Origin of the sequence: Methylobacterium sp. 174MFSha1.1, from assembly GCF_900116815.1 — a bacterium.
In the GTDB taxonomy this organism is placed as follows: domain Bacteria; phylum Pseudomonadota; class Alphaproteobacteria; order Rhizobiales; family Beijerinckiaceae; genus Methylobacterium.
In genome coordinates this window covers 55,427-75,189 of sequence record NZ_FPCB01000016.1, presented here as the reverse complement: position 1 = coordinate 75,189, position 19,763 = coordinate 55,427, and the positions used below count along the sequence as shown (strand labels likewise).

The following is a 19,763-nucleotide window of genomic DNA, read 5'->3' as shown; positions in this document are numbered from 1 at the left end:
GCCCGCTGCTATTTTCAGGAAGACCTCCATGTCGATGCCCATCGTCGCGATCGTCGGGCGTCCCAACGTCGGCAAGTCGACGCTGTTCAACCGCCTCGTCGGCCGCAAGCTCGCGCTCGTCGACGACCGCCCGGGCGTGACCCGCGACCGGCGCGAGGGCGAGGTGCGCCTCGGCCATCTGCGCTTCCGCATCCTCGACACTGCGGGCCTCGAGGAGGCCGAAGCCGATTCGCTGGCCGGCCGCATGCGCGCCCAGACCGAGGCCGCCATCGCCGAGGCCGACGCGGTCCTGTTCGTGATCGACGCCCGCGCCGGCCTGCTGCCGGCCGACCAGCCCTTCGCCGAGCTGGTTCGCCGGGCCGACAAGCCGGTGATCCTGCTCGCCAACAAGGCCGAGGGCGGGGCCGGCATGGCCGGGGCCTACGAGGCCTTCGCGCTGGGCCTCGGCGACCCCGTCCCGCTCTCGGCCGAGCACGGCGAGGGCATGGGCGACCTGCTCGATGCCCTCGAGGCGGTGCTGCCGGAATCCGACGACGACGACGAGGAGGGGGGCGAGGGCAAGCCCCTCAAGGTCGCGATCGTCGGCCGGCCCAATGCCGGCAAGTCGACCCTGATCAACCGGATGCTCGGCGAGGACCGTCTCCTCGTCGGCCCCGAGGCCGGCATCACCCGCGATTCGATCTCCCTCGACTGGGAGTGGCGCGGCCGCCGGATCAAGCTGCACGACACCGCCGGCATGCGCCGCCGCGCCCGGATCGACGACAAGCTGGAGAAGCTCGCGGTCTCGGACGGGTTGCGCGCCGTGCGCTTCGCCGAGATCGTGGTCGTGCTCCTCGACGCCACGATCCCGTTCGAGAAGCAGGACCTCACCATCGTCGACCTCGTCGAGTCGGAGGGGCGCGCCCTCGTCATCGGCCTCAACAAGTGGGACCTCGTCGCCGACCAGCCGGGGCTCCTCAAGGATCTCAAGGAGAAGGCGACCCGCCTGCTGCCGCAGGTGCGCGGCGCGGCGGTGGTGCCCCTCTCGGGATTGGCCGGCGAGGGCATCGACCGGCTGATGCACGCCGTGGTCTCCACCGCCGAGGTGTGGAACCGCCGCGTCTCGACCGCGAAGATCAACCAGTGGCTGAGCGAGGCGACGCAGGCCAACCCGCCGCCGGCGGTGTCCGGCCGGCGGATCAAGATCCGCTACGCCACGCAGGTCAAGTCGCGCCCGCCGCACTTCGCCCTGTTCGGCAACCAGCTCGACGCGCTGCCGAAATCCTACACCCGCTACCTCGTCAACAGCCTGCGCGAGGCCTTCGACCTGCCGGGCGTGCCGATCCGCCTGTCGCTCCGGACCTCGAAGAACCCGTTCGACAAGGGCGAGTAGGGTTTGGGCGAGTAGGGTTTCAAGGCGCGCGGGTCAGCGCGGCTTCTGGTCGGCGGGAAGGTTGCGGGCGTAGGCCTCGCGCTCTTCCTTCTCGCGGATCAGCTTCTCGTAGGCCGCCTTGGCCTCGGGCGAGACCGTGAGGGTGCGCGCCTGCGCCGACTTGCGCTTCGGGGCACGCTTGAACCGGTCGGTGGATTCGCTCATCGCCTGAACACCCCCGTGTTGACTGATTGCGGACGAAGCTACCGCGTTCGGCGGGCCTTGGCGACCGCCAATGACCGAGCGGCAGGCGGAATCTCGCAGGCCCGAGAAAGCTTTGCCGGCTGGAGCGGGGCCCCGGGGGCGTCCGGCCGAGAGGGCTCGGCCGCCCGATCGCCGATGAGGGCGACGACACCGCCGCGTTCGAGCGGTCCTTGCGGGCCTTTTCATGTCGCCCTGGATGGCCCTCGACATGCGCCTTTCCGCGCGGCTCGGGTGCCCCTTGCGTGCCTGTCGCAACTTCGCCGCAGGCGAGCCCGTCCCCGGCCCTGAACGGGCCGGCCGACGGGGGCGGCGGCCTCAAGCGGAGGGCGCGAGCGTCTCGGCCGGTCTCCCGCTGATGCGGCGCGCCCAGGCGATCGACGGCTTCTCGACGAACTCGTAGAGGCCTTCGGCCAGCAGCAGGGCCGTCGGGATCGCCAGGGCCACGATGACGGGAACGGGCAGGAGGCCGGACAGCCCCGTCTTCAGGCCCTCGAGCAGGACGACATGGGTAAGATAGAGGCTGTAGGAGATCCGGCCGAGCCAGAGCAGGACGGGCAGCATCAGCACCCGGCGCATGACCGGCCATTCCAGCGCGAGGACGATCAGGAGGATGGCGGCGATCAGGCTCAGCTGATCGAGCAGGACGCTCATCAGGACGAGCGCGGCGACGAAGCTCGCCAGCGGGTAGCGCGCGACTGCGGTGAAGACGGTGCGCCGGCCGTGCCAATCCCAGGCCAGGAACGCGCCGACGCCGAAGCAGACCGCGAACCGTGCGGTGGTCAGGGCGGCCGCGACGGGATCCGCCGAGCCGTAGGGGAACTGCCCGATCCGCAGGGCCACGAATGCCGCCTCGGTGCCGAGGAAGAGGACGGCCATGGCCCAGAAGGCCGCGCGCGGCCGCCGCAGGATGACGAAGCAGATCAGCGGCATGACGAGCGACAGGCGGATCTCGTAGACGAGAGACCAGCTCGGTGGATTGATCGACGTGCCGGCGGGATGGCCGGTGAAGGCGAGGTAATGCAGCCAGCCCGCCGGATCGACGATCCCCGTTCCGGCTGCCAGCAGCATGCCCCCCAACCCGGCGACGAGATAGGGCGGATACAGCCGGGCGAACCGTCGCGCGGCGTAGCGCGCGTAGCCGTCGCGCTGGCGCCCGCTCCACAGGGCGGTGGCGAGGACGGTGCCGCTCAGCACGAAGAAGAAGATGACGAAGCTGCGGCCGTTGGCGAGGACCCGCAAGGGGGTGTGGTTCAAGGTGCCGTCCGGCAGGGCCATCTGCAGGCAGTGCGTCACCAGGACGCCGAACGCCGCCACGCCGCGCAGGGCATCGAGGACATGGTAACGGGCCGGCTCGTGGCGCTCCGCCACGCTGCCGGCACTCCCGATCGGCGCCATCCGCTTGCCTGTCCTGGTCTTGGATAATATTCCGGTATGCTACACGCGACGCCTTAATCGTTCGTGGAATCGAGTATCTCGGATTTTACTCCAGCGTTGATGGATCGGATCCCATCCGACCGAGCGGTGGGCTGTCGTCCGATGGGGCGGGTGCCGCTTCGCCGCGATCCGGCTCAGCCCCGTCCGCGCCCCACCAGCCAGGCCGGATCGAACCAGCGGTCGGCCTCGCCGTCATAGGGCAGGCGGGTAATGTCCCATTGCTGGATGAAGGGCGCGTAGACGTTCCAGACCGCGATGCCGCCGCCGACATAGATGCGCCGGCCGGGATAGCGCGCCAGCACCGCACGCGGGTCCTCGTGCGAGCGGATGATCGCGATGGTGCGGTCCTGGTAGGCGAAGTCCGGCACCGCCTCGATGGTCTTGGGGCCGGCGATCAGCACGTGGCCCTGCGTCACGGCGAAGAAGCGCGTCACGTCCTCGACGTAGAGCGGATCGGTGTTGCCCTCCCAGGGCAGCCGCCCGTGGAGGCCGAGCTGGCCCCGCTGCCCGATGGCGCACATCGCCCGCACGTCGATCATCGGCTCGCCGTCCTCCGGTCCGGGCCCGAAAGGCCCCGGACCGACTGATAGCCCGCCCGCCGGGCCGGGGGCCAGCCGGCCGAAGGGCGGGGGCTCACGACCTGCAGTGCACCGCTTCCCGGCCCGTCTCCTCGCGGACCGTCTCTTCCCGGGCCGTCTTGCCGCCCCGGACCTCCGGCAAGGCGGCCGGCGGCATCGGCTTGCCGTAGAGATAGCCCTGGAGCTGGGTGCAGCCTTCCCGGCGCAGGCAGGCGGCCTGCTCGGGGGTCTCGACGCCCTCCGCCGTCGTGGCGATGCGCAGGCTGCGGCTGAGCCCGGTGATCGCCCGCACCACCGCCAGGGCCTCGCGGCTGTCGCAGATCTCGCGCACGAACGACCGGTCGATCTTGATCTTGTCGAACCGGAACGCGCACAGGTAGCTCAGGGACGAGTAGCCGGTGCCGAAATCGTCGAGCGCGATCCGGGCGCCGAGCTGCTTCATCTGTTCCAGCAGCGCGAGGTTGTTCGCCGAGGCGTCGAGCAGCACCGATTCGGTGATCTCCAGCTCGAGCCGGCCGGCTTGCAGGCCGGAGGCGGCCAGCGCCGAGGCCACCTGGGCGGCCAGCGCCGGACTGCGGAACTGCGCCGGCGACAGGTTGACGGCGACGCTGCGGCCGCTCGCCCAGCGGCTCGCCTCGCGGCAGGCCTCGTGCAGCACGAAGGCGCCGATCTCGTGGATCAGCCCGGTCTCCTCGGCGATCGGGATGAAGTCGAGGGGCGAGATCGGGCCGCGCACGGGGTGCTGCCAGCGCAGGAGCGCCTCGTACCCGATCGTCTCGCCGTCCTGCGCCCGCACGATCGGCTGGTAGTGCAGGCGGAGCTCGCGCCGGGCGATCGCCCCGCGCAGGTCGGCCTCGATCAGGCGGCGGTAGCGGGCCGCGGTCGCGAAGGCGTCGTGGTAGCGCAGGAACCGGCCGCGGCCCCGGCGCTTCGCCTCGTAGAGCGCGAGGTCGCCGCAGCGCAGGAGCCCCTCGCCGCTGTCGGCATCGGCGGGCGCCAGCGCGATGCCGACGCTGAGGCCGGTCTCGATCCGCTGGCCCTCGACCTCGATCGGCTCGCGCGCCGCCGCGATCAGCCGCTCGGCCAGGGCCTCCGCCTCCTCCTCCGCCTGCGTGGCGAGGAGCGGGGCGACGACGGCGAACTTGTCGCCGTTGAGGCGCGCCAGGCAATCGCCCGGGCGCAGGACCTCCCGGAGGCGCCGGACGAGGGCCCGCAGCATCTGGTCGCCGACCGGATGCCCGAGGGTGTCGTTGATCCGCTTGAAGTCGTCGAGGTCGATGCACAGAACCGCCGTACCAGCAGTGCCGGAGCCCGAAGCCGCCGCGGCCAGGGCCTCGCCGAGCCGCTGCCGGAACAGCTCGCGGTTGGGCAGCCCGGTCAGCCCGTCGTAATGCGCGAGATGGTGGATCCGCATGCTCGCGGCGCGCTCCTCGCTCACGTCCTCGGCGATGAGCAGGCCGTGGAGCGGCTGCTCGCCGTGCCCGCCGATCGCCAGGGCGCGCATCCGGAGCGTGCGCAAGCCCCAGGCGGTCGGGACCGGCAGCTCCTGGGTGATGGCGGCAGGCTCGCCGGCTTCCGCGGCGGCCGGCTGGCCGGCTGTTGCGGCCGGCTGGCCGGCTGTTGCGGCCGGCTGGCCGGCCGCCGCGAGGGCGGTCTTCAGCAGCGCCGCGACGGCCGTCGGCAGGACCAGTTCCGCCGGCCGGCCGACCAGCTGGCCGGTGCAGCCGCACAGCAGCAGCTCCGCGTGCCGGTTGGCGAGCCGGATCAGCCCGGTCGCGGCGTCCTGCACGACGACGCTCGACGGCATGGTGGCGATCACGCTGTCGAGGAAGGACGTGGTCGCGGCCAGCCCGTCGCGGTGGCGCTCGGCGATCTCCTTGGCCTCCACGAGCTGCAGCTCCTGCGTCCGCCGGTCGCTGCGGTCGCGGGTGATCTTGGCGAAGCCGATGAGGCCGCCATCCTCGTCGCGGATCGCGTCGATGACGATTTCGGCCCAGAACCAGGTGCCGTCGCGGCGGATGCGCCAGCCCTCCACCTCGAACCGTCCGGTCTCGCGCGCCTGGCGCAGGCCGGCCTCGGGCAGCCCGGCCGCCCGGTCCTCCGGCCGGTACAGGCAGGCGAAGTGCCGGCCGATCATCTCGTCGCCGGTGAACTGCTTGGCCCGCTCCGCCCCGGTGTTCCAGTTCACCACGATCCCGTCCGGATCGAGCATGAAGATCGCATAATCCGTCACGCCCTGGACGAGCAGCCGGTACATGACGTCGGTGCTTGCAGTCACGGCTGGCCGTCCCGTCTGCGGCCGGACCCCGTAAGGGTCCAGTGTGATGAGGTTCCCCTGCGTCCCAATAGGACGGAAGGGTCCTAAAGCCGTGTTAAATCGCGCTGCTTCAGAGGTCAAAGCGGTCTTCCCAAGAGGAAGCTTCGCCGCTGTAGACCGACGGACATCCCGCGCGCCGCAGGGGCACAATGCCGCAGAATAGGACCCAAGACCTATATTTGTCGACGGGACGGTCGAGAGCCGGGCCTGGGGGATGCGATGGCGGGCAAGGCCGCAAGCCCTTCCGGCCGCAGGGATCGTGCGGCCGCGAAGAGCCGGGACGGGCCGCGCAGCCTGCGCCCGCGGCTTCTGCCGATGATGTCGATCGGCGGCGACGGAGCCGCGGCGCGGCTCCGTGCGGTCAGGCCGGCTTCTGCGGTGTCAGGACGCGGCCGGTCGGGAAGTCGAAGATCGTCCCGCTCTCGGTCGAGTCCGGGCTCGCCAGGCGCACGATGTGGGGAGCCAGATCCTCGGGCGTGCGCAGGGTCTCCGGATCCTCGCCCGGCATCGCGGCCTTGCGCATCGCGGTGCGCAAGGGGCCGGGATTGAGCAGCATCGCGCGCACCGGCGTCGAAGCGGTCTCGGCCGCGTAGGTGCGCACCAGCGCCTCCAGGGCCGCCTTCGACACCGCGTAGGGCCCCCAATAGGCCCGGCACGACGAGGCCGCGCCCGAGGTGACGAACACCGCCCGCCCCGCATCCGAGCGCCGCAGCAGGGGATCGAGGGAGCGGATCAGGCGCCAGTTCGCCGTGACGTTGACGTCCATCACGCTCGACCAGACCTTCGGGTCGACGTGGCCGAGCGGCATCAGCTTGCCGAGCACGCCGGCATTGCCGACGAGCACGTCGAGCCGGCCCCAGCGCTCGTGGATCGCCGCACCCAGGCGGTCGATGGCGTCGTAGTCGCACAGGTCGAGGGGGACGAGGGTGGCGGAGCCGCCCGCCGCCCGCACCGCGTCGTCGAGGTCTTCGAGCGCTCCTTGCGTGCGGGCGACCGCGATCACGTGGGCGCCGGCTTGCGCCAGCGCCAGGGCGGCCGCGCGGCCGATGCCGCGCGAGGCCCCGGTGACGACCGCGATGCGGTCGGCCAGCGGCTTTGCCGGAAGAGTCGTCTCAGGGAGGGAGGTGTCGGACATCGGATCAATCGGCCTCGGCGAGGATCGCCATCCGGCGCGGCGAGGCGACCGCGAGGTCGGTCAGCGGCGTCGGATAGTCGCCGGTGAAGCAGTGGTCGGTGTATTGCGGGCAGGCGGCGTCGCGGCCCTCCTCCCCCATCGCCCGGTAGAGCCCCGGGATCGACAGGAAGGCGAGCGAGTCGGCGCCGATATACTGGCGCATGCTCTCCAGGTCGTGGGTCGCGGCGAGCAGCTTCTCCTTCTCCGGCGTGTCGATGCCGTAGAAGTCGGGATGGGTGATCGGCGGCGAGGCGATGCGGAAATGCACCTCGCTCGCGCCGGCCTCGCGCATCATCCGGACGATCTTCACCGAGGTGGTGCCGCGCACCAGGCTGTCGTCGACGAGGACGATGCGCTTGCCCGCGACCGCGGCGCGGTTGGCCGAGTGCTTCATCCGCACGCCGAGCTCGCGCACCGACTGGGTCGGCTGGATGAAGGTGCGGCCGACATAGTGGTTGCGGATGATCCCGAGCTCGTAGGGCAGCCCGGTCTGCTGGGCGTAGCCGAGCGCCGCCGGCACGCCGGAATCCGGCACCGGGATGACGATGTCGGCCTCTGCCGGCGATTCCTTCGCCAGCTCGACGCCGATGTTCTTGCGCACGGAGTAGACGTTCTTGCCGTTCACGATCGAATCGGGACGGGCGAAGTAGATGTACTCGAAGATGCAGGGACGCAAGGCTTGCGCCCGGGCGAAGCGGATCGACTCGATGCCCTCCTCCGAGATCACCACCATCTCGCCGTTCTCGACGTCGCGCACGAAGCGGGCGCCGATGATGTCGAGGGCGCAGGTCTCGGAGGCCAGGATGTAGCGGCCGTCGAGCTCGCCCAGCACCAGCGGGCGGATGCCGAGCGGATCGCGGGCGCCGATCAGCTTCTTGTTCGTCATCATCACGAGGGCGTAGGCGCCCTCGATCTGGCGCAGCGCATCCATCACCCGGTCGACGATGCGGACGTGGCGCGAGCGGGCGACGAGGTGGAGGATCGCCTCGGTGTCCGAGGTCGACTGGCAGATCGCGCCGTCGCGCACGAGCTGGCGGCGCAGGAGCAGGCCGTTCGTCAGGTTGCCGTTATGGGCAACCGAGAGGCCGCCGGTCTCGAGCTCGGCGAAGAGCGGCTGCACGTTGCGCAGGATGGTCTCGCCGGTGGTCGAGTAGCGCACGTGGCCGATCGCGGCCTCGCCCTTCAGGCGCTCGATCGTGGCGAGGTCGGAGAACGAATCGCCGACGAGGCCCAGGCGGCGCTCTGAGTGGAAGACCCGGCCGTCGAACGACACGATGCCGGCCGCCTCCTGGCCGCGATGCTGCAGGGCGTGGAGGCCGAGCGCCACGATCGCGGCGGCGTCCGGATGGCCGTAGATGCCGAAGACGCCGCACTCCTCGCGCAGGGTGTCGCCGTCGAGATCGAGATCGCCGCCGAACGCCTCGCTCGCCCCGGGGGCACCCCGGAAGGTTTCGCTGCGTGCTGACATGATGAGAAGCCCCTGGTGGCCGGTCACCGCACGGCCTCGCCTCGCCGACCCCGCGCATCGGAACCTCCGCGCGCGGGCCTGATGTCTCGAACGAAGCAGGGTCCGGGCCGCGCCCGCCGGGGAGCGTTGCGTCCGGAATCTCACCTCGCGCCGGCTATGTAGTCGTTGCGGTCGGCGGAACCAAGGCGTCACGCGTGCGTTGCGCGGCGTACCTCACATGCAAAGGGCGCCGGTCGGGCGCCCTTCTCGTCGTACGGTTCAGTGCCGGTTCATCAGGGCCGGCTCAGCGGCGCGGGCTGGCGTCGGTCCGGCGCTGGGGCGGGGTGTCGGCCTCGGCGGGCGCGTCGGTGCCGGGATCCGTCTCGGGCTTGGGCTTGCGGAACTGCTTGAGCAGCCCCTCCGGGTTGTCCGGCAGCATCGCCACGAGCTTCTGGCCGCTATTCTCCAGGATTTCGCGGCTGCGGGCCTGCTGGGCCCAGTCCGGCACCTTGCCCTGGACCAGCCAGGCGAGGAAGACCCAGCCGATGACGCAGATCAGGAAGCCGCGGGCCGCCCCGAAGGCGAGGCCGAGGCTGCGGTCGACCGCGCCGATGCGCGAATCGAGGATCAGGTCCGAGATCTTCACGGTGATCACCGAGACCACCAGCAGGGTGACGAGGAAGATCGCGGCGATCGAGACCACCAGCGAGACGGTGTCGCTGGAGACGTGCTGCTTCACGGTCGGCAGCAGCAGCGGGTGCAGGGTCCAGGCGAGGCCGGCCGCCGCGACCCAGGCCACGATCGCCAGCACCTCGCGGGTGAAGCCCCGCACCGCCGCGAGCAGAGCGGAGATGACGACGACACCCAGCACGACGAGATCGAGAACGGAGAACGGCATCGGCAGGAACGGTTCGGGGGCTGTAGCGTTGCCTCGGGGTTCGCGGCTGCCCTGACCGCCGGGGTTGTATACGCTGCCGGATCGGATCCGTCACCCTCGCCCTGACAGCCCGTCCCCCTCACATGTCCTCGTCGTCGTAGGCCGGCATCCGCTGCGGCGGGCGCCGCCCGCCGCGGACCGGCTTGCCGCTGGCCGCCACCCCCGCCACCAGGTCGGCGATGTGGCGCAGGGATTCCGCCGGAAACCCCGTCCCGGACCCGTCGCGGCCGGCGCCTTCCCGTCCTTGCGGCATCAAGGCCTTGGCGAAGCCGAGCTTCTGCGCCTCCTTGAGCCGCGCCGGCGCCTGTGCCACCGGGCGGATCGCCCCCGACAGGCCGACCTCGCCGAAATACACCGCGTCCGACGGCAGGGCCGCGCCGGAGAGCGAGGAGACGAGCGCCGCCGCCACCGCGAGGTCGGCGGCGGGCTCGCCGATGCGCAAACCGCCCGCGACGTTGAGGTAGACGTCGTGGCCGCCCAAGCGGATGCCGCCATGAGCCTCGAGCACGGCGAGGACCATCGACAGGCGGTTGGGATCCCAGCCGACCACGGCGCGGCGCGGCATGCCGAGCGCCGAGGGCGCGACGAGAGCCTGGATCTCGACGAGGAGCGGCCGCGTGCCCTCCATCCCGGCGAAGACCGCGGTGCCCGGCGCCGCGAGGTCGCGCCCGGCGAGGAACAGGGCCGAGGGGTTCGGCACCTCCGCCAAGCCCCCGTCGGTCATCTCGAACACCCCGATCTCGTCGGTGGGGCCGAAGCGGTTCTTCACCGCCCGCAGGATGCGGAAATGGTGGCCCTGGTCGCCCTCGAACGAGGCGACGGCATCCACCATGTGCTCGACGACGCGGGGCCCGGCGATCTGCCCGTCCTTGGTGACGTGGCCGACGAGGATCACGGCGGTGCCGGAGGTCTTGGCGAAGCGGATCAGGCTCTGGGCCGAGCCGCGGACCTGCGTCACCGTGCCGGGGGCCGATTCGACCGTCTCGGTCCACATCGTCTGGATCGAATCGATGATCGCGAGCGCCGGCGGCTTGCCCTGGCTCAAGGTGGCGATGATGTCCTCGACGTTGGTCTCTGCGGCAAGTTCCACGGGGGCGCTCGCGAGTCCCAGCCGCTCGGCCCGCAGGCGCACCTGGCCCACCGCCTCCTCGCCCGAGATGTAGGCGACGCGCTCGCCCCGCTTCGCCAGGGCGGCGGAGGCCTGCATCAGCAGCGTCGACTTGCCGATGCCGGGATCGCCCCCGAGCAGGATCACCGAGCCGCGGACGAAGCCCCCTCCCGTCACCCGGTCGAGCTCGGCGATGCCGGACGAGGTCCGCGGCGCCTCCTTGACCTCGCCGGTGAGGCCTTCGAGCGGAAAGATCCGGCCGCGCGCCCGGCTCGGCCGGGTCGCGACCGGGCCGGAGACGGGGCTTGCCGCGCCGGTCTCCTCGACGATCGTGTTCCAGCCGTTGCAGGCCTCGCAGCGCCCGCGCCAGCGGTTGTAGACTGCGCCGCAGGACTGGCAGGCGAAGGTCTGGTGGGTCTTCGCCATCGGGGGCGGTTCTCCGGGGAAGGGGGCCGCGCGCCGGCAGCCGCATGTGTTCTTGATATGTCCCGAGGCGGGCGCTCGCGCAACCGCGGGCCCGCGATCGTATCTCGGCGACCGTTGGGAAACGAACCTGCCGCGCTCGCGTCCCATTCCGCCGCGAAAGCTTGAGGGGACTCCCCCGCGTCACGGATGCGCGCCCGATGCCCCGCCTGAGGCGAACCTACACCTACGACCGCGTCCAGCGCGGCTTCCACTGGATCATGGCGGCCCTGATCGTCCTGGCGCTCGGCCTCGGCATCTACGCCGCCTGGCAGGAGCCCGGCACCTCGCCGCGGCGCGAGCTCCTCGACATCCACAAGTCGCTCGGCCTGACGGTGCTGCTGCTCCTGCCGCTGCGCTTCGTCTACCGGCTCGTCGCCGGCGAGCCGGCCTACCGTGCGCCGCCGACCCGCGGCGCCCATCTCGCCGCGAGCCTGGCGCACCTCACCCTCTACGCCCTGATGCTGCTGCTGCCGATCAGCGGCTACGTCTACTCGGCGGCGGGCGGCTACGGCCTGCCGTGGTTCGGCGTGTTCTCCTTCCCGCGCCTCGTCCCGGTCGACAAGGCGCTGTCGCAGGCGGGCTACGGCGCGCATTACTGGATCGGCTGGGGTCTCGGGATCGTGCTCGCCCTGCACCTGCTGGCGGTCGCCTGGCACGCCTGGATCCGTCGCGACGAGGTGATGGGGCGGATGTGGCCGCGGCGGGGGGTGGGGCTTCCGCTTGATCCGATACATTGACGCGCGGGATTCCACCTCTCCCCGCGGAGGTAGGGCTGTCCTGCGCAGAGGGGGGCCGCCCGTGGCGCCCCGCGGATCCCTCGGCTACAACCCGCGCCCGTGAACTGGGACGCGTTCGACTTCAAGCTGCTCATCGTGTTCGACGCGATCATGCGCGAGCGCCACGTGACGCGCGCCGGCGAGCGGCTGGGCCTGAGCCAGTCGGCGGTGAGCCACGCGCTCCAGCGCCTGCGCCGGGCGCTCGGCGACGAGTTGTTCGTGCGCGGGCCGGAGGGCATGAGCCCGACGCCCCGCGCCCTCGACCTCGCCGAGCCGGTGCGCCGGGCCCTGGCCGAGATCGAGGGCGCCCTGCACCAGGACCGGTTCGACCCGGCCACGTCCGGCGCGCGCTTCCGCCTGGTGCTCAACAACACCGCCGCGGTGGTGCTCGCCGCGCCGATCGCCGAGTGGATCGGCCAGAGGGCGCCGTCCCTGAGCCTGCACATGAGCCCGAGCGGCACGGTGCGGGTCGACGACCTGCTCGATCGCGGCGACGTCGATCTCGGCATCGTCGGCGCCGGCCGGGCCGAGGGCGAGCGCTTCGGCACCACCACGCTGATCCGGGACGGGTTCGCGGTGGTCGCCCGGCGCGGGCACCCGGCCTTCGCCTCGCCCCTCACCTACGAGCGTCTCTCGGATCTCGCGCACCTCGTCGTCTCCTCCACCGGCGACGATGTCGGCTTCCTCGACGCGATCCTGTCGCGCCGGGGCTTGGGGCCGCGCCGCATCGCGATGGCGGCGCCGTTCCTGTCGGCGGCGCCGATCCTCGCCCGCTCCGACCTGGTGGCGGTGATGGCCGGGCGGATCGCCCGCACCCTCGCGACGGTGCACCCGGTCGCCTGCGCGGCCCTGCCGGCGGATCCGGACCTGCCGGTCACCACGTCTAGCCTGGTCTGGGCCCGGCGGGTCGAGCGCCATCCGGGCCATGCCTGGCTGCGCCGGGAGATCGCCGCCTGCGTCCGCAGCCTGGCGGGCGGCCCGGACCATCTCATAGGTAACGATTAGCGGCCCAATCGATCGGCGATAACCGAAAATTATCGAACTACTCGCATCAGTTGTGTATCCGAGCAGGTGCAACTGAGCCATGGATCAGACGGTCGTCACCGCCGCGCAGAGCCGGCGCTTCGCCACCTTCGGCCTCACGGAGGACGACCGGGCCCGTCTGCGGGGTCTGGCCGGCTTCGCGCGCGAGCGCCTGCCGGGGCTGCTCGCCGAGTGGAACGCCCGCTTCGGCGACTGGCCGGAGATCCAGGAGGCCCTGCGCGACCCGGAGGTGCACGCGGCCCGGGTGGCGCACTGGGTGCGGGTGGTGAGCGGCGATTTCGGGCCGGACTTCACGGCCTCCGCCGAGCGCTTGGCCTCGGTCTTCTACGCCCGGCGGGTGCCGGCCTACGCGGTCGCGATCTGCCACGCCACGGTGTCGGCGGGGCTCGCCGAGGCGCTCGGCCTCGCCGGCCCGCGCCGGCTCATCGGTCGGAAGGATGCCGCGGCGCTCCACGGCGCCCTCACCCGGGCGGCGTGGCTCGACCTCGAAATGCTGCTCGAGACCTACGCGGCCGCCGAACAGGCGAGCCGCCGCCGCACCACCGCGGCTCTCGCCCAGGCCTTCGAGGAGCGCGTCGGGGCGGCGATCGGCGCGGTCGCCGACCAGGCGCTCGCCCTCGACGGCACTGTCGGCGCCCTGTCGCGCAACGCCGCGCGCTCGACCGAGGCGGCGACCGCCGTCGCGGCGGCGGTGACCGAGGCCTCGGCCGGGACCGAGCAGGTGGCGCGCTCCGCCGAGCAGCTGCGGGCCGCCATCGCCGAGATCGCCGGCGAGGTCGGCCGCTCCCACGCGGTGGCGGAGGACGCGGTGGCGCAATCCGACGCGGTGGCGGCGCGGGTGACGGCGCTCGCCGGGGCGGTGGCGCAGGTCGGCGAGGTGGTGACGCTGATCACCGGCATCGCCAGCCAGACCAACCTGCTCGCGCTCAACGCCACGATCGAGGCTTCCCGCGCCGGGGCGGCGGGACGGGGCTTCGCGGTGGTCGCCGCCGAGGTGAAGGCCCTGGCGCAGCAGACCGCCCGGGCGACCGGGACGATCGCCGGCCAGATCGACGCCATGCGGGCGGCGGCGGGCGGCTCGGTCGAGGCGATCGCCCGCATCCGCGAGACGATCGGGCGGGTGAGCGAGAGCAGCGCGATGATCTCCGCCGCGGTCGAGGAGCAGAGCGCCGCCACCGCGGAGATCGCCCGCAGCACCCGCGACGTCAGCGCCGGCACCGACGAGGTCGCCCGCCTGATCGACCGGGTGCGCGAGGATGCCGGCGGCACCGCCGAGGCCGCCTCCCGCGTCACCGGCTCCACCCAGGATCTCGGCCGGCAGGCGGCGGCGATGAGCGCGGCGGTGGGGGCGTTCCTGGGGGAAGTCAGGGCGGCGTAGCGCCACCTTTGGGAGAGGTCAGGGCGGCGTTGGGCCGCCGATCCCCGCCCGCTTCAAGGTCCCGGCCAGGAGCTCGACCTGGGCCGCGATGCGCCCGAACGCCGCCGCATCCGACCCGTCCGGCTTCGGCGGCAGCCGCTCGCCGCTCGCGGTGCGGGCGAGCGCGCCCGCCAGCCAGTCGCGCCAGGCCCGCCAGGAAGCGGCGTCCGCCTCCGCCGGCTCGGGCTCGTGGCGCAGGATCGCCAGGCGCCCGGCCATGCGGCGCAGGGTGGCGTCGGCGACCATCGCGGCCTCGATGCGGGAGCGGCCGCGCCGGCGCGGCTCCTGCAGCGCGCGGGAGAGCGCCGCCTCGAGGTTGTTGCTGGCGAGGCCCGCCGCCCGGGCCGCGGCCTCGGCGGCGGCGGGCGTGCCTTCGCCCAAGCGCTCCGCCACCACCGCCTCGGCGTAGCGGGCGTGGGTCGTCAGCGCGGCGCGCAGCGCGTCGCGCACCCGGCCCGGCTCCCAGAGCGGCCACAGCAGCAGGCCCGCCAGCACCGCCACCGCGCCGCCCAGCACCGTGAACAGCGCCCGCATCCCGACGATCTCCCAGGAGGAGTGGCCGGGCTCGACGAGCTCCACCAGCACCACCACGAGGGGCGTCAGGCAGGCGATGAAGGTGCCGTAGCTCACGCCCCGGGCGGCGAAGCCGATCACGCTGAGGGGCACCATCATGGCGGCGAGGATCTGCGGCGAGGTCGCGTAGAAGGCGAGCACCGCCCCGATCACCCCGCCCAGAACCGTGCCGCCGATGCGCTCCAGCGCCCGCTGCCAGGTGGCGGCGTAGAAGGGCTGCATCGTCAGCACCACCGTGATGGTGAGCCAGTGGGTGAACGGGCCCGGCCACCAGAAGGTGACGGCCAGCGCCGGCAGCGCCACCACGGTCGCCCGCACGGCGTGGCGGAGGTTCGCCGAGGACCAGGTCAGGTTGGCGCGCAGCGGCTGCAACACCGTCTCGCGCCAGGGCGGGGCCGGCGCGCCGGCCAGCCCCCCGCCGCCGGCGAGGTCCTCCGGCCCCGACAGCTTGGCGCCGATCCGCACCCGGTCGAGGATGCGCTCGGCCATCCGGCGATAGGCCGGGTCGGCGTCGGCGGCCGGTTTCACCCGGGCGAGCGCCCGCTCGATGCGCGCCAGATTCACCGGCCGGTCGCGGCGGATCGCCCGGGACAGGATCTTCAGCATCGGTGGCAGCAGGCGCAGGAGCTTGGCGGCCTCCGCCCGCTGCGCCGGGGTGGCGCGCTCGAGATAATCCGACAGGGCGATCATCACGCCGAACAGCTGCTCGGCGGCCTCCAGCCGGATCAGCGCCCGGGCGTTGCGCTCCGACAGGCGGGCGCGGCTGCGGGCGAGGTCGAGCACCAGGGTGCGGGCGGCCTCGATGGCGTCGCGTACCGCCCGGCGGTGGCCGCGGGCATGGGCCTCCCAGACTGCAAGGTCGGATCCGTTCGTGTCCGGTCCCGGCGGATCGGCGGAGAGCCGGCGCAGGTCGCGGGCGAGCCGCGACAGGCCGCGCCAGACGCCCCCGATCGCCGCGTGGGCGGGCCGGTAGGGGTGGAGCCGCCATACGACGAGGGCGAGGAAGGTGGCCCAGAGCCCGCCGGCCCAGAACATCGCGGCGACGACCGCCCCCTGCTCCACCGTGAGCGCCCGGTCGAGGGCGAGGCAGAGCACCACCACCAGCACGTTGCCGACGGTCTGGGCCGGCACGCCCCAGACCCGCGCGAAGGTGCAGCCGAAGATGACGACGAGCGCCACCGGCAGCACCAGCGCCGGGCCGTAGCCCTCCATCACACCGAAGGCGCCCCAGAACAGGCCGCCGAGCCCCGCGAAGGCGAGGAGCGCCCGCAGCCGCGGCCGGATCGGCCCGCCGATGTCGCAGAAGCAGGTCAGGTTGGCGGCGAGCGCCATCGTGAGGAGTGGCGGCCAGGCCAGCCACCATTCGATGAGGATGATGCTCGCGAAGGCGACCGCCGCCCGCAGGCCCTCGGCGACGTTGATGCCGGCGAGATCCGGCGCCACCGGCAACCGGCCGAGGTCGGAGCCCGGCTCGCGCAGGGTGCCGCGGCGGATCGGGAGAGGCTTCATCGGGGGGGCAGGGTCACGGGCGCGCGGATCCTCGAGGGCTCCGCGAGCGTGGCAAGCCGCGTGCCCCGAAGCCGTTATAGGATGCGGGGCCGCCCCGTGTACCGCTCAGGTCTCCGGGCGCATCGGATAGACCGGCCGGCCCTCATCCGGCATCGCGACCCGGCGGCAGAGATAGACCTCTTCTTCCGGATGCGCCTCGATCCGGAAGCCGGAGGCCCGCAGCATCGCCTCGGTGCAGGCGCGGTTGGGCGCCCACCAGTTGGTCGGGTCGCCGGCGTAACGGTGCTCGATGAAGTGCAGCTTCGGGTAACCCGGATCGTCGAAGGGGGCGGCGTCGAAGAAATCGTAATCCGCCGCCACCGGCGCGACCGTGCCCGCGCCCCGCTGCATCGACTGGAACACCATCAGGTCGCCGGCGACGTGGGCGTGGATCAGGTCGAGGGCGAGCAGCGGGTGGCGCAGGTGGTAGAGCACCCCCATGAACAGCACCACGTCGAAGCGCTCGCCGAGCGCCCCGACGTCGTAGACCGAGAGGTTGCGGAACTCGATCTCGGCGCCCAGCGCCTCGGCGACGAAGCGGGCTTGGGCGAGGTAGCGCTCGTCCTCGTCGATCCCGAGCACCCGGGCCGCGCCGCGGCGCTTCATCTCGACGGCGTAGAAGCCGGCATTGCAGCCGATGTCGAGCACCGTCTTGCCCGTGAGGTCGCGGGGCACCGCGTCGGCGAAGGTGCGCCACTTCACCATCGGGTAGTCGCCGAGGAAGTGGCCGGGCGCGGTGAACACGCCGGGCGCGATCTCGATGTTGTGGAACCACGGCCCCAGGGCCTCGGCCTGTTCGCGCAGAGACTGGGCGCGCAAGGTCTCGTCGGTCATGCGTGGCTCCCCAGGAAGGCCCGCTCGTTCAGGCTCTCGACCTTGGCGCCCCAGGCGCCCAGCACCAGCACGCTCACCGAGGCCGGGCCGATCTCGAAGCGTTGCATCGCGTCCGCCCCGAGCCCGAGGGCGTGGGCGATCACGAGCTTGATCACGTCGGCGTGGCTGACGAGGGCGAGGCGGGCCTCGCCGTGGCGGGCGTGCAAGGCCTCCAGCCCCCGCAGCACCCGGGCCTGCGCCTCCAACGCCGTCTCGCCCCCCGGCGGCCGGGTGACGTGGCGGGCCTGGTTCCAGCCGGTCCAGACGGGATCGCCGTGCAGATGCTCGAAGCTCCGCCCGGCCCAGGCGCCGAAATCGATCTCGTTCAGGGCCGGCAGGGTCTCGACCGCGAGCCCGGCCCGGGCCGCGAGCGGGAGGGCGGTCTCCTGCGCCCGCTCCAGCGGCGAGGCGTAGACCGCCGCCAGCCCCTCGGCCGAGAGCCGCAGGGCCAGCGCCTCGGCCTGCGCCCTCCCCTCGCGCCCGAGGGTCACCCCAGGCATCCGCCCGCACAGGACGCGGCCGAGCCTGTCGTGGGCGGCGTGCCGCACCAGGAAGAAGGTCGTGGTCATGCGCCTCCGGCCATCGTCGCGTCGGACGGCAGATAGGCCGGGGGGCGGGGGCGGCCATGGGTGGGATAGATACTGGTGGGTAGTTTTTTGAAGGAACCGGCCGCGGCTGGTGCGAAAGCCATCGCCCGATTCCCGATCCCTCCACGCCCTTTCCGGGCCCGTACCGGGCCCGGAAAGGGCGACGCGCAGGCGATGGTCCGATCCCCCTCACCCTGGCGCAGGCGGCCGGCCGCGCTAGCTTCGCACCCGTGCCGAAGCCCGGCCCCAGACCGTGCGGCCCCGTCCGGAGGATCCCCGCCATGCGCCCGACCCTGCGCCCGACCCTGCTCCTCGCCCTGACGGGCGCGCTCGTCGGCGGCGCGGCCGGCGCGCAGGGCATCCGCAACGCAGCGCCGCCCCGGGCGCTGGAGACGGCGGCCTACGTGTTCGCGGCGGCCAATGTCTGCGGCTACCGCATCGGCACCGCGCCGTTCGAGGCGCTGCTCGCGCGCTACCAGGTGTCGATCGAGGACGTGCGCCCGCCCCGCGGCCCGTTCGGCGCCAAGGTGCAGACGATCTTCACCCTGATGTCGAACCAGATGATGCAGAATCGGGACGCCGCCTGCCGGGCGGTGGCCGGCGAGTACGGTCCCGAGGGCACGGTCGCCCCGGGCATCCTCCTGCCCGCCGCCCCGGCGGAGCCGCCCGCGAAACAGCCTTGAGACCACGGAGACACGGATGAGCGACGAGGCCCGCCCGCCGGTGCAGCCGCACGGGCGCTACGCCTACAGCCCCCTGCCGCGGCGCCCCGCCTACGACTGGCCGGAGGGCAGGCGGCTGGCGGTCTACGTCGCCCTCAACGTCGAGTGCTTCGATTTCGGCGGCGGGCTCGGGGCCGAGCTGGCCCCGGGCGGGCCGCAGCCGGACGTGCTGAACTACGCCTGGCGCGACTGGGGCAACCGCGTCGGGGTCTTTCGCCTCGCCGAATTGTTCGACGGCCTGTCCCTGCCGGCCTCGGTGCTGGTCAACAGCCGCATCTATGCCGAGTGCCCCGGCCTGATGGACGTTTTTCGCGCCCGCGGCGACGAGGTGGTGGGGCACGGCCGCAGCAACGCCGAGCGCCAGGGCACCTTGGCCGAGGACGAGGAGCGGGCCCTGATCGCCGAGGCCACCGCGACCCTGACCCGGGAGGAGGGCCGGCCCCCGGCGGGCTGGCTCGGCCCCTGGATCTCGCAGAGCCGCACGACCCCGGACCTGCTGGCGGAGGCCGGCTACCGCTACCTCCTCGACTGGTGCCACGACGACCAGCCGACCTGGTTCTCCACCCGTGGCGGCGGGCGCATCCTCTCGGTGCCCTATCCGCAGGAGCTGAACGACATCCCCTCCATCGTCGGGCGCAAGGATTCGGGCGCGCAATTCGCCGAGATGATCGTCGACACCTTCGAGGAGATGCGCGCCGCGGCGTCGGCCGCGCCGCTGGTGATGGGCATCGCGCTCCATCCCTACCTCGTCGGCCAGCCGCACCGGCTGCGGCCGCTGCGCCGGGCGCTGGCGCATATCGCGCAACACCGCGACGGGGTGTGGATCACCCGCGCCGGAGACATCGCGGAGCACGCCGCCGGGCTGCCGGAGGGGATCGTGCCGGGGTGAGGCGCGGCCGCCTTCGGTCGCGCGTCGCCCGCATCGCCGCTCGCACCGTGCGACCGGACCGCCATGGGGCGGAGCGGAGTCATTGAGGCGGGGTGGCGCCGGCTTCCCCTGACCACGGCAGCGTGATCGAAGTCGGGAACGTGCTCACAACCTGAAATTGCGGTATCCACGCCATCCGTCGTAGCGTTAAACGCCAGGTCATGTCTTAACCAGCAATTAGTAATATTTACATACACCACACGAATATAATTGCATTCGG

General features: G+C 72.5%; 17 protein-coding genes. 6 read left to right on the top strand and 11 right to left on the bottom strand.

Annotated features, from left to right (window positions below; all coding sequences use genetic code 11):
- Positions 1–28: 28 nt before the first annotated feature.
- The gene (gene der, locus BM430_RS15065; RefSeq protein WP_093568079.1) at positions 29–1,372 is read left to right on the top strand and encodes a ribosome biogenesis GTPase Der; all 1,344 of its coding nucleotides are present in this window, start codon (positions 29–31) and stop codon (positions 1,370–1,372) included.
- Between the two features lie 33 nt (positions 1,373–1,405).
- Here der and BM430_RS34725 read toward each other — a convergent pair whose 3' ends face one another.
- The 8 genes from BM430_RS34725 to radA all read right to left on the bottom strand — a co-directional run bounded on the left by BM430_RS34725 (position 1,406) and on the right by radA (position 11,036).
- Positions 1,406–1,576 (bottom strand): hypothetical protein, encoded by a 171-nt coding sequence (locus BM430_RS34725; protein ID WP_177303054.1) that lies wholly within the window; start codon positions 1,574–1,576, stop codon positions 1,406–1,408.
- Between the two features lie 354 nt (positions 1,577–1,930).
- Positions 1,931–3,010, bottom strand: coding sequence for an acyltransferase family protein (locus BM430_RS15060; protein WP_093568078.1), 1,080 nt, complete (start codon positions 3,008–3,010; stop codon positions 1,931–1,933).
- Positions 3,011–3,183: 173 nt separating this feature from the next.
- Positions 3,184–3,588 (bottom strand): dihydrofolate reductase family protein, encoded by a 405-nt coding sequence (locus BM430_RS15055; RefSeq protein ID WP_093568077.1) that lies wholly within the window; start codon positions 3,586–3,588, stop codon positions 3,184–3,186.
- 94 nt (positions 3,589–3,682) lie between these two features.
- Positions 3,683–5,905, bottom strand: a complete 2,223-nt coding sequence (locus tag BM430_RS15050; RefSeq protein ID WP_093568076.1) for a sensor domain-containing protein — start codon at positions 5,903–5,905, stop codon at positions 3,683–3,685.
- 400 nt (positions 5,906–6,305) lie between these two features.
- The gene (locus BM430_RS15045; RefSeq protein ID WP_093568075.1) at positions 6,306–7,079 is read right to left on the bottom strand and encodes an SDR family NAD(P)-dependent oxidoreductase; all 774 of its coding nucleotides are present in this window, start codon (positions 7,077–7,079) and stop codon (positions 6,306–6,308) included.
- Positions 7,080–7,083: 4 nt separating this feature from the next.
- Entirely contained in the window at positions 7,084–8,586 is a 1,503-nt protein-coding gene (gene purF, locus BM430_RS15040) for an amidophosphoribosyltransferase (protein ID WP_093568166.1), read from the bottom strand.
- Positions 8,587–8,869: 283 nt separating this feature from the next.
- A complete protein-coding gene (locus BM430_RS15035; RefSeq protein WP_093568074.1) occupies positions 8,870–9,463 on the bottom strand; it encodes a CvpA family protein in 594 nt (197 codons plus the stop codon).
- A gap of 118 nt (positions 9,464–9,581) precedes the next feature.
- Complete coding sequence (radA, locus tag BM430_RS15030; protein ID WP_093568073.1) at positions 9,582–11,036, bottom strand: DNA repair protein RadA; 1,455 nt, start codon at positions 11,034–11,036, stop codon at positions 9,582–9,584.
- Between the two features lie 197 nt (positions 11,037–11,233).
- Here radA and BM430_RS15025 point away from each other — a divergent pair, with 197 nt between their 5' ends.
- The 3 genes from BM430_RS15025 to BM430_RS15015 all read left to right on the top strand — a co-directional run bounded on the left by BM430_RS15025 (position 11,234) and on the right by BM430_RS15015 (position 14,273).
- Entirely contained in the window at positions 11,234–11,812 is a 579-nt protein-coding gene (locus BM430_RS15025) for a cytochrome b (protein WP_093568072.1), read from the top strand.
- Between the two features lie 99 nt (positions 11,813–11,911).
- Positions 11,912–12,856: a LysR family transcriptional regulator gene (locus BM430_RS15020; RefSeq protein ID WP_093568071.1), complete on the top strand. Its 945-nt coding sequence runs from the start codon at positions 11,912–11,914 to the stop codon at positions 12,854–12,856.
- Positions 12,857–12,935: 79 nt separating this feature from the next.
- Positions 12,936–14,273 (top strand): globin-coupled sensor protein, encoded by a 1,338-nt coding sequence (locus BM430_RS15015; protein WP_093568070.1) that lies wholly within the window; start codon positions 12,936–12,938, stop codon positions 14,271–14,273.
- An 18-nt stretch (positions 14,274–14,291) separates the two neighbouring features.
- Here BM430_RS15015 and BM430_RS15010 read toward each other — a convergent pair whose 3' ends face one another.
- From BM430_RS15010 to BM430_RS15000, 3 genes are all read right to left on the bottom strand, one after another.
- Positions 14,292–16,394: an FUSC family protein gene (locus BM430_RS15010; protein WP_093568069.1), complete on the bottom strand. Its 2,103-nt coding sequence runs from the start codon at positions 16,392–16,394 to the stop codon at positions 14,292–14,294.
- Between the two features lie 105 nt (positions 16,395–16,499).
- Complete coding sequence (locus BM430_RS15005) at positions 16,500–17,267, bottom strand: TIGR04290 family methyltransferase (RefSeq protein ID WP_093568068.1); 768 nt, start codon at positions 17,265–17,267, stop codon at positions 16,500–16,502.
- On the bottom strand, positions 17,264–17,875 hold the full coding sequence (locus BM430_RS15000; protein WP_093568067.1) for a histidine phosphatase family protein: 612 nt from the start codon (positions 17,873–17,875) through the stop codon (positions 17,264–17,266). Before BM430_RS15000 ends, BM430_RS15005 begins: the two co-directional genes overlap by 4 nt.
- Before the next feature lie 299 nt (positions 17,876–18,174).
- Here BM430_RS15000 and BM430_RS14995 point away from each other — a divergent pair, with 299 nt between their 5' ends.
- A complete protein-coding gene (locus BM430_RS14995) occupies positions 18,175–18,576 on the top strand; it encodes a hypothetical protein (RefSeq protein WP_093568066.1) in 402 nt (133 codons plus the stop codon).
- A 16-nt stretch (positions 18,577–18,592) separates the two neighbouring features.
- Positions 18,593–19,504 (top strand): polysaccharide deacetylase family protein, encoded by a 912-nt coding sequence (locus BM430_RS14990; protein ID WP_093568065.1) that lies wholly within the window; start codon positions 18,593–18,595, stop codon positions 19,502–19,504.
- The last annotated feature ends 259 nt before the right edge of the window (positions 19,505–19,763 follow it).

What these genes read in the sequence shown, in the direction of transcription:
- BM430_RS15025 (WP_093568072.1), top strand. Translation starts at nt 11,234, where the DNA reads ATGCCCCGCCTGAGGCGAACCTACACCTACGACCGCGTCCAGCGCGGC.
- BM430_RS15005 (WP_093568068.1), bottom strand. Translation starts at nt 17,267, where the DNA reads ATGACCGACGAGACCTTGCGCGCCCAGTCTCTGCGCGAACAGGCCGAG.
- BM430_RS15010 (WP_093568069.1), bottom strand. Translation starts at nt 16,394, where the DNA reads ATGAAGCCTCTCCCGATCCGCCGCGGCACCCTGCGCGAGCCGGGCTCC.
- BM430_RS15000 (WP_093568067.1), bottom strand. Translation starts at nt 17,875, where the DNA reads ATGACCACGACCTTCTTCCTGGTGCGGCACGCCGCCCACGACAGGCTC.
- BM430_RS15035 (WP_093568074.1), bottom strand. Translation starts at nt 9,463, where the DNA reads ATGCCGTTCTCCGTTCTCGATCTCGTCGTGCTGGGTGTCGTCGTCATC.
- radA (WP_093568073.1), bottom strand. Translation starts at nt 11,036, where the DNA reads ATGGCGAAGACCCACCAGACCTTCGCCTGCCAGTCCTGCGGCGCAGTC.
- BM430_RS14995 (WP_093568066.1), top strand. Translation starts at nt 18,175, where the DNA reads ATGCGCCCGACCCTGCGCCCGACCCTGCTCCTCGCCCTGACGGGCGCG.
- der (WP_093568079.1), top strand. Translation starts at nt 29, where the DNA reads ATGTCGATGCCCATCGTCGCGATCGTCGGGCGTCCCAACGTCGGCAAG.
- BM430_RS34725 (WP_177303054.1), bottom strand. Translation starts at nt 1,576, where the DNA reads ATGAGCGAATCCACCGACCGGTTCAAGCGTGCCCCGAAGCGCAAGTCG.
- BM430_RS14990 (WP_093568065.1), top strand. Translation starts at nt 18,593, where the DNA reads ATGAGCGACGAGGCCCGCCCGCCGGTGCAGCCGCACGGGCGCTACGCC.
- purF (WP_093568166.1), bottom strand. Translation starts at nt 8,586, where the DNA reads ATGTCAGCACGCAGCGAAACCTTCCGGGGTGCCCCCGGGGCGAGCGAG.
- BM430_RS15060 (WP_093568078.1), bottom strand. Translation starts at nt 3,010, where the DNA reads ATGGCGCCGATCGGGAGTGCCGGCAGCGTGGCGGAGCGCCACGAGCCG.
- BM430_RS15045 (WP_093568075.1), bottom strand. Translation starts at nt 7,079, where the DNA reads ATGTCCGACACCTCCCTCCCTGAGACGACTCTTCCGGCAAAGCCGCTG.
- BM430_RS15015 (WP_093568070.1), top strand. Translation starts at nt 12,936, where the DNA reads ATGGATCAGACGGTCGTCACCGCCGCGCAGAGCCGGCGCTTCGCCACC.
- BM430_RS15055 (WP_093568077.1), bottom strand. Translation starts at nt 3,588, where the DNA reads ATGATCGACGTGCGGGCGATGTGCGCCATCGGGCAGCGGGGCCAGCTC.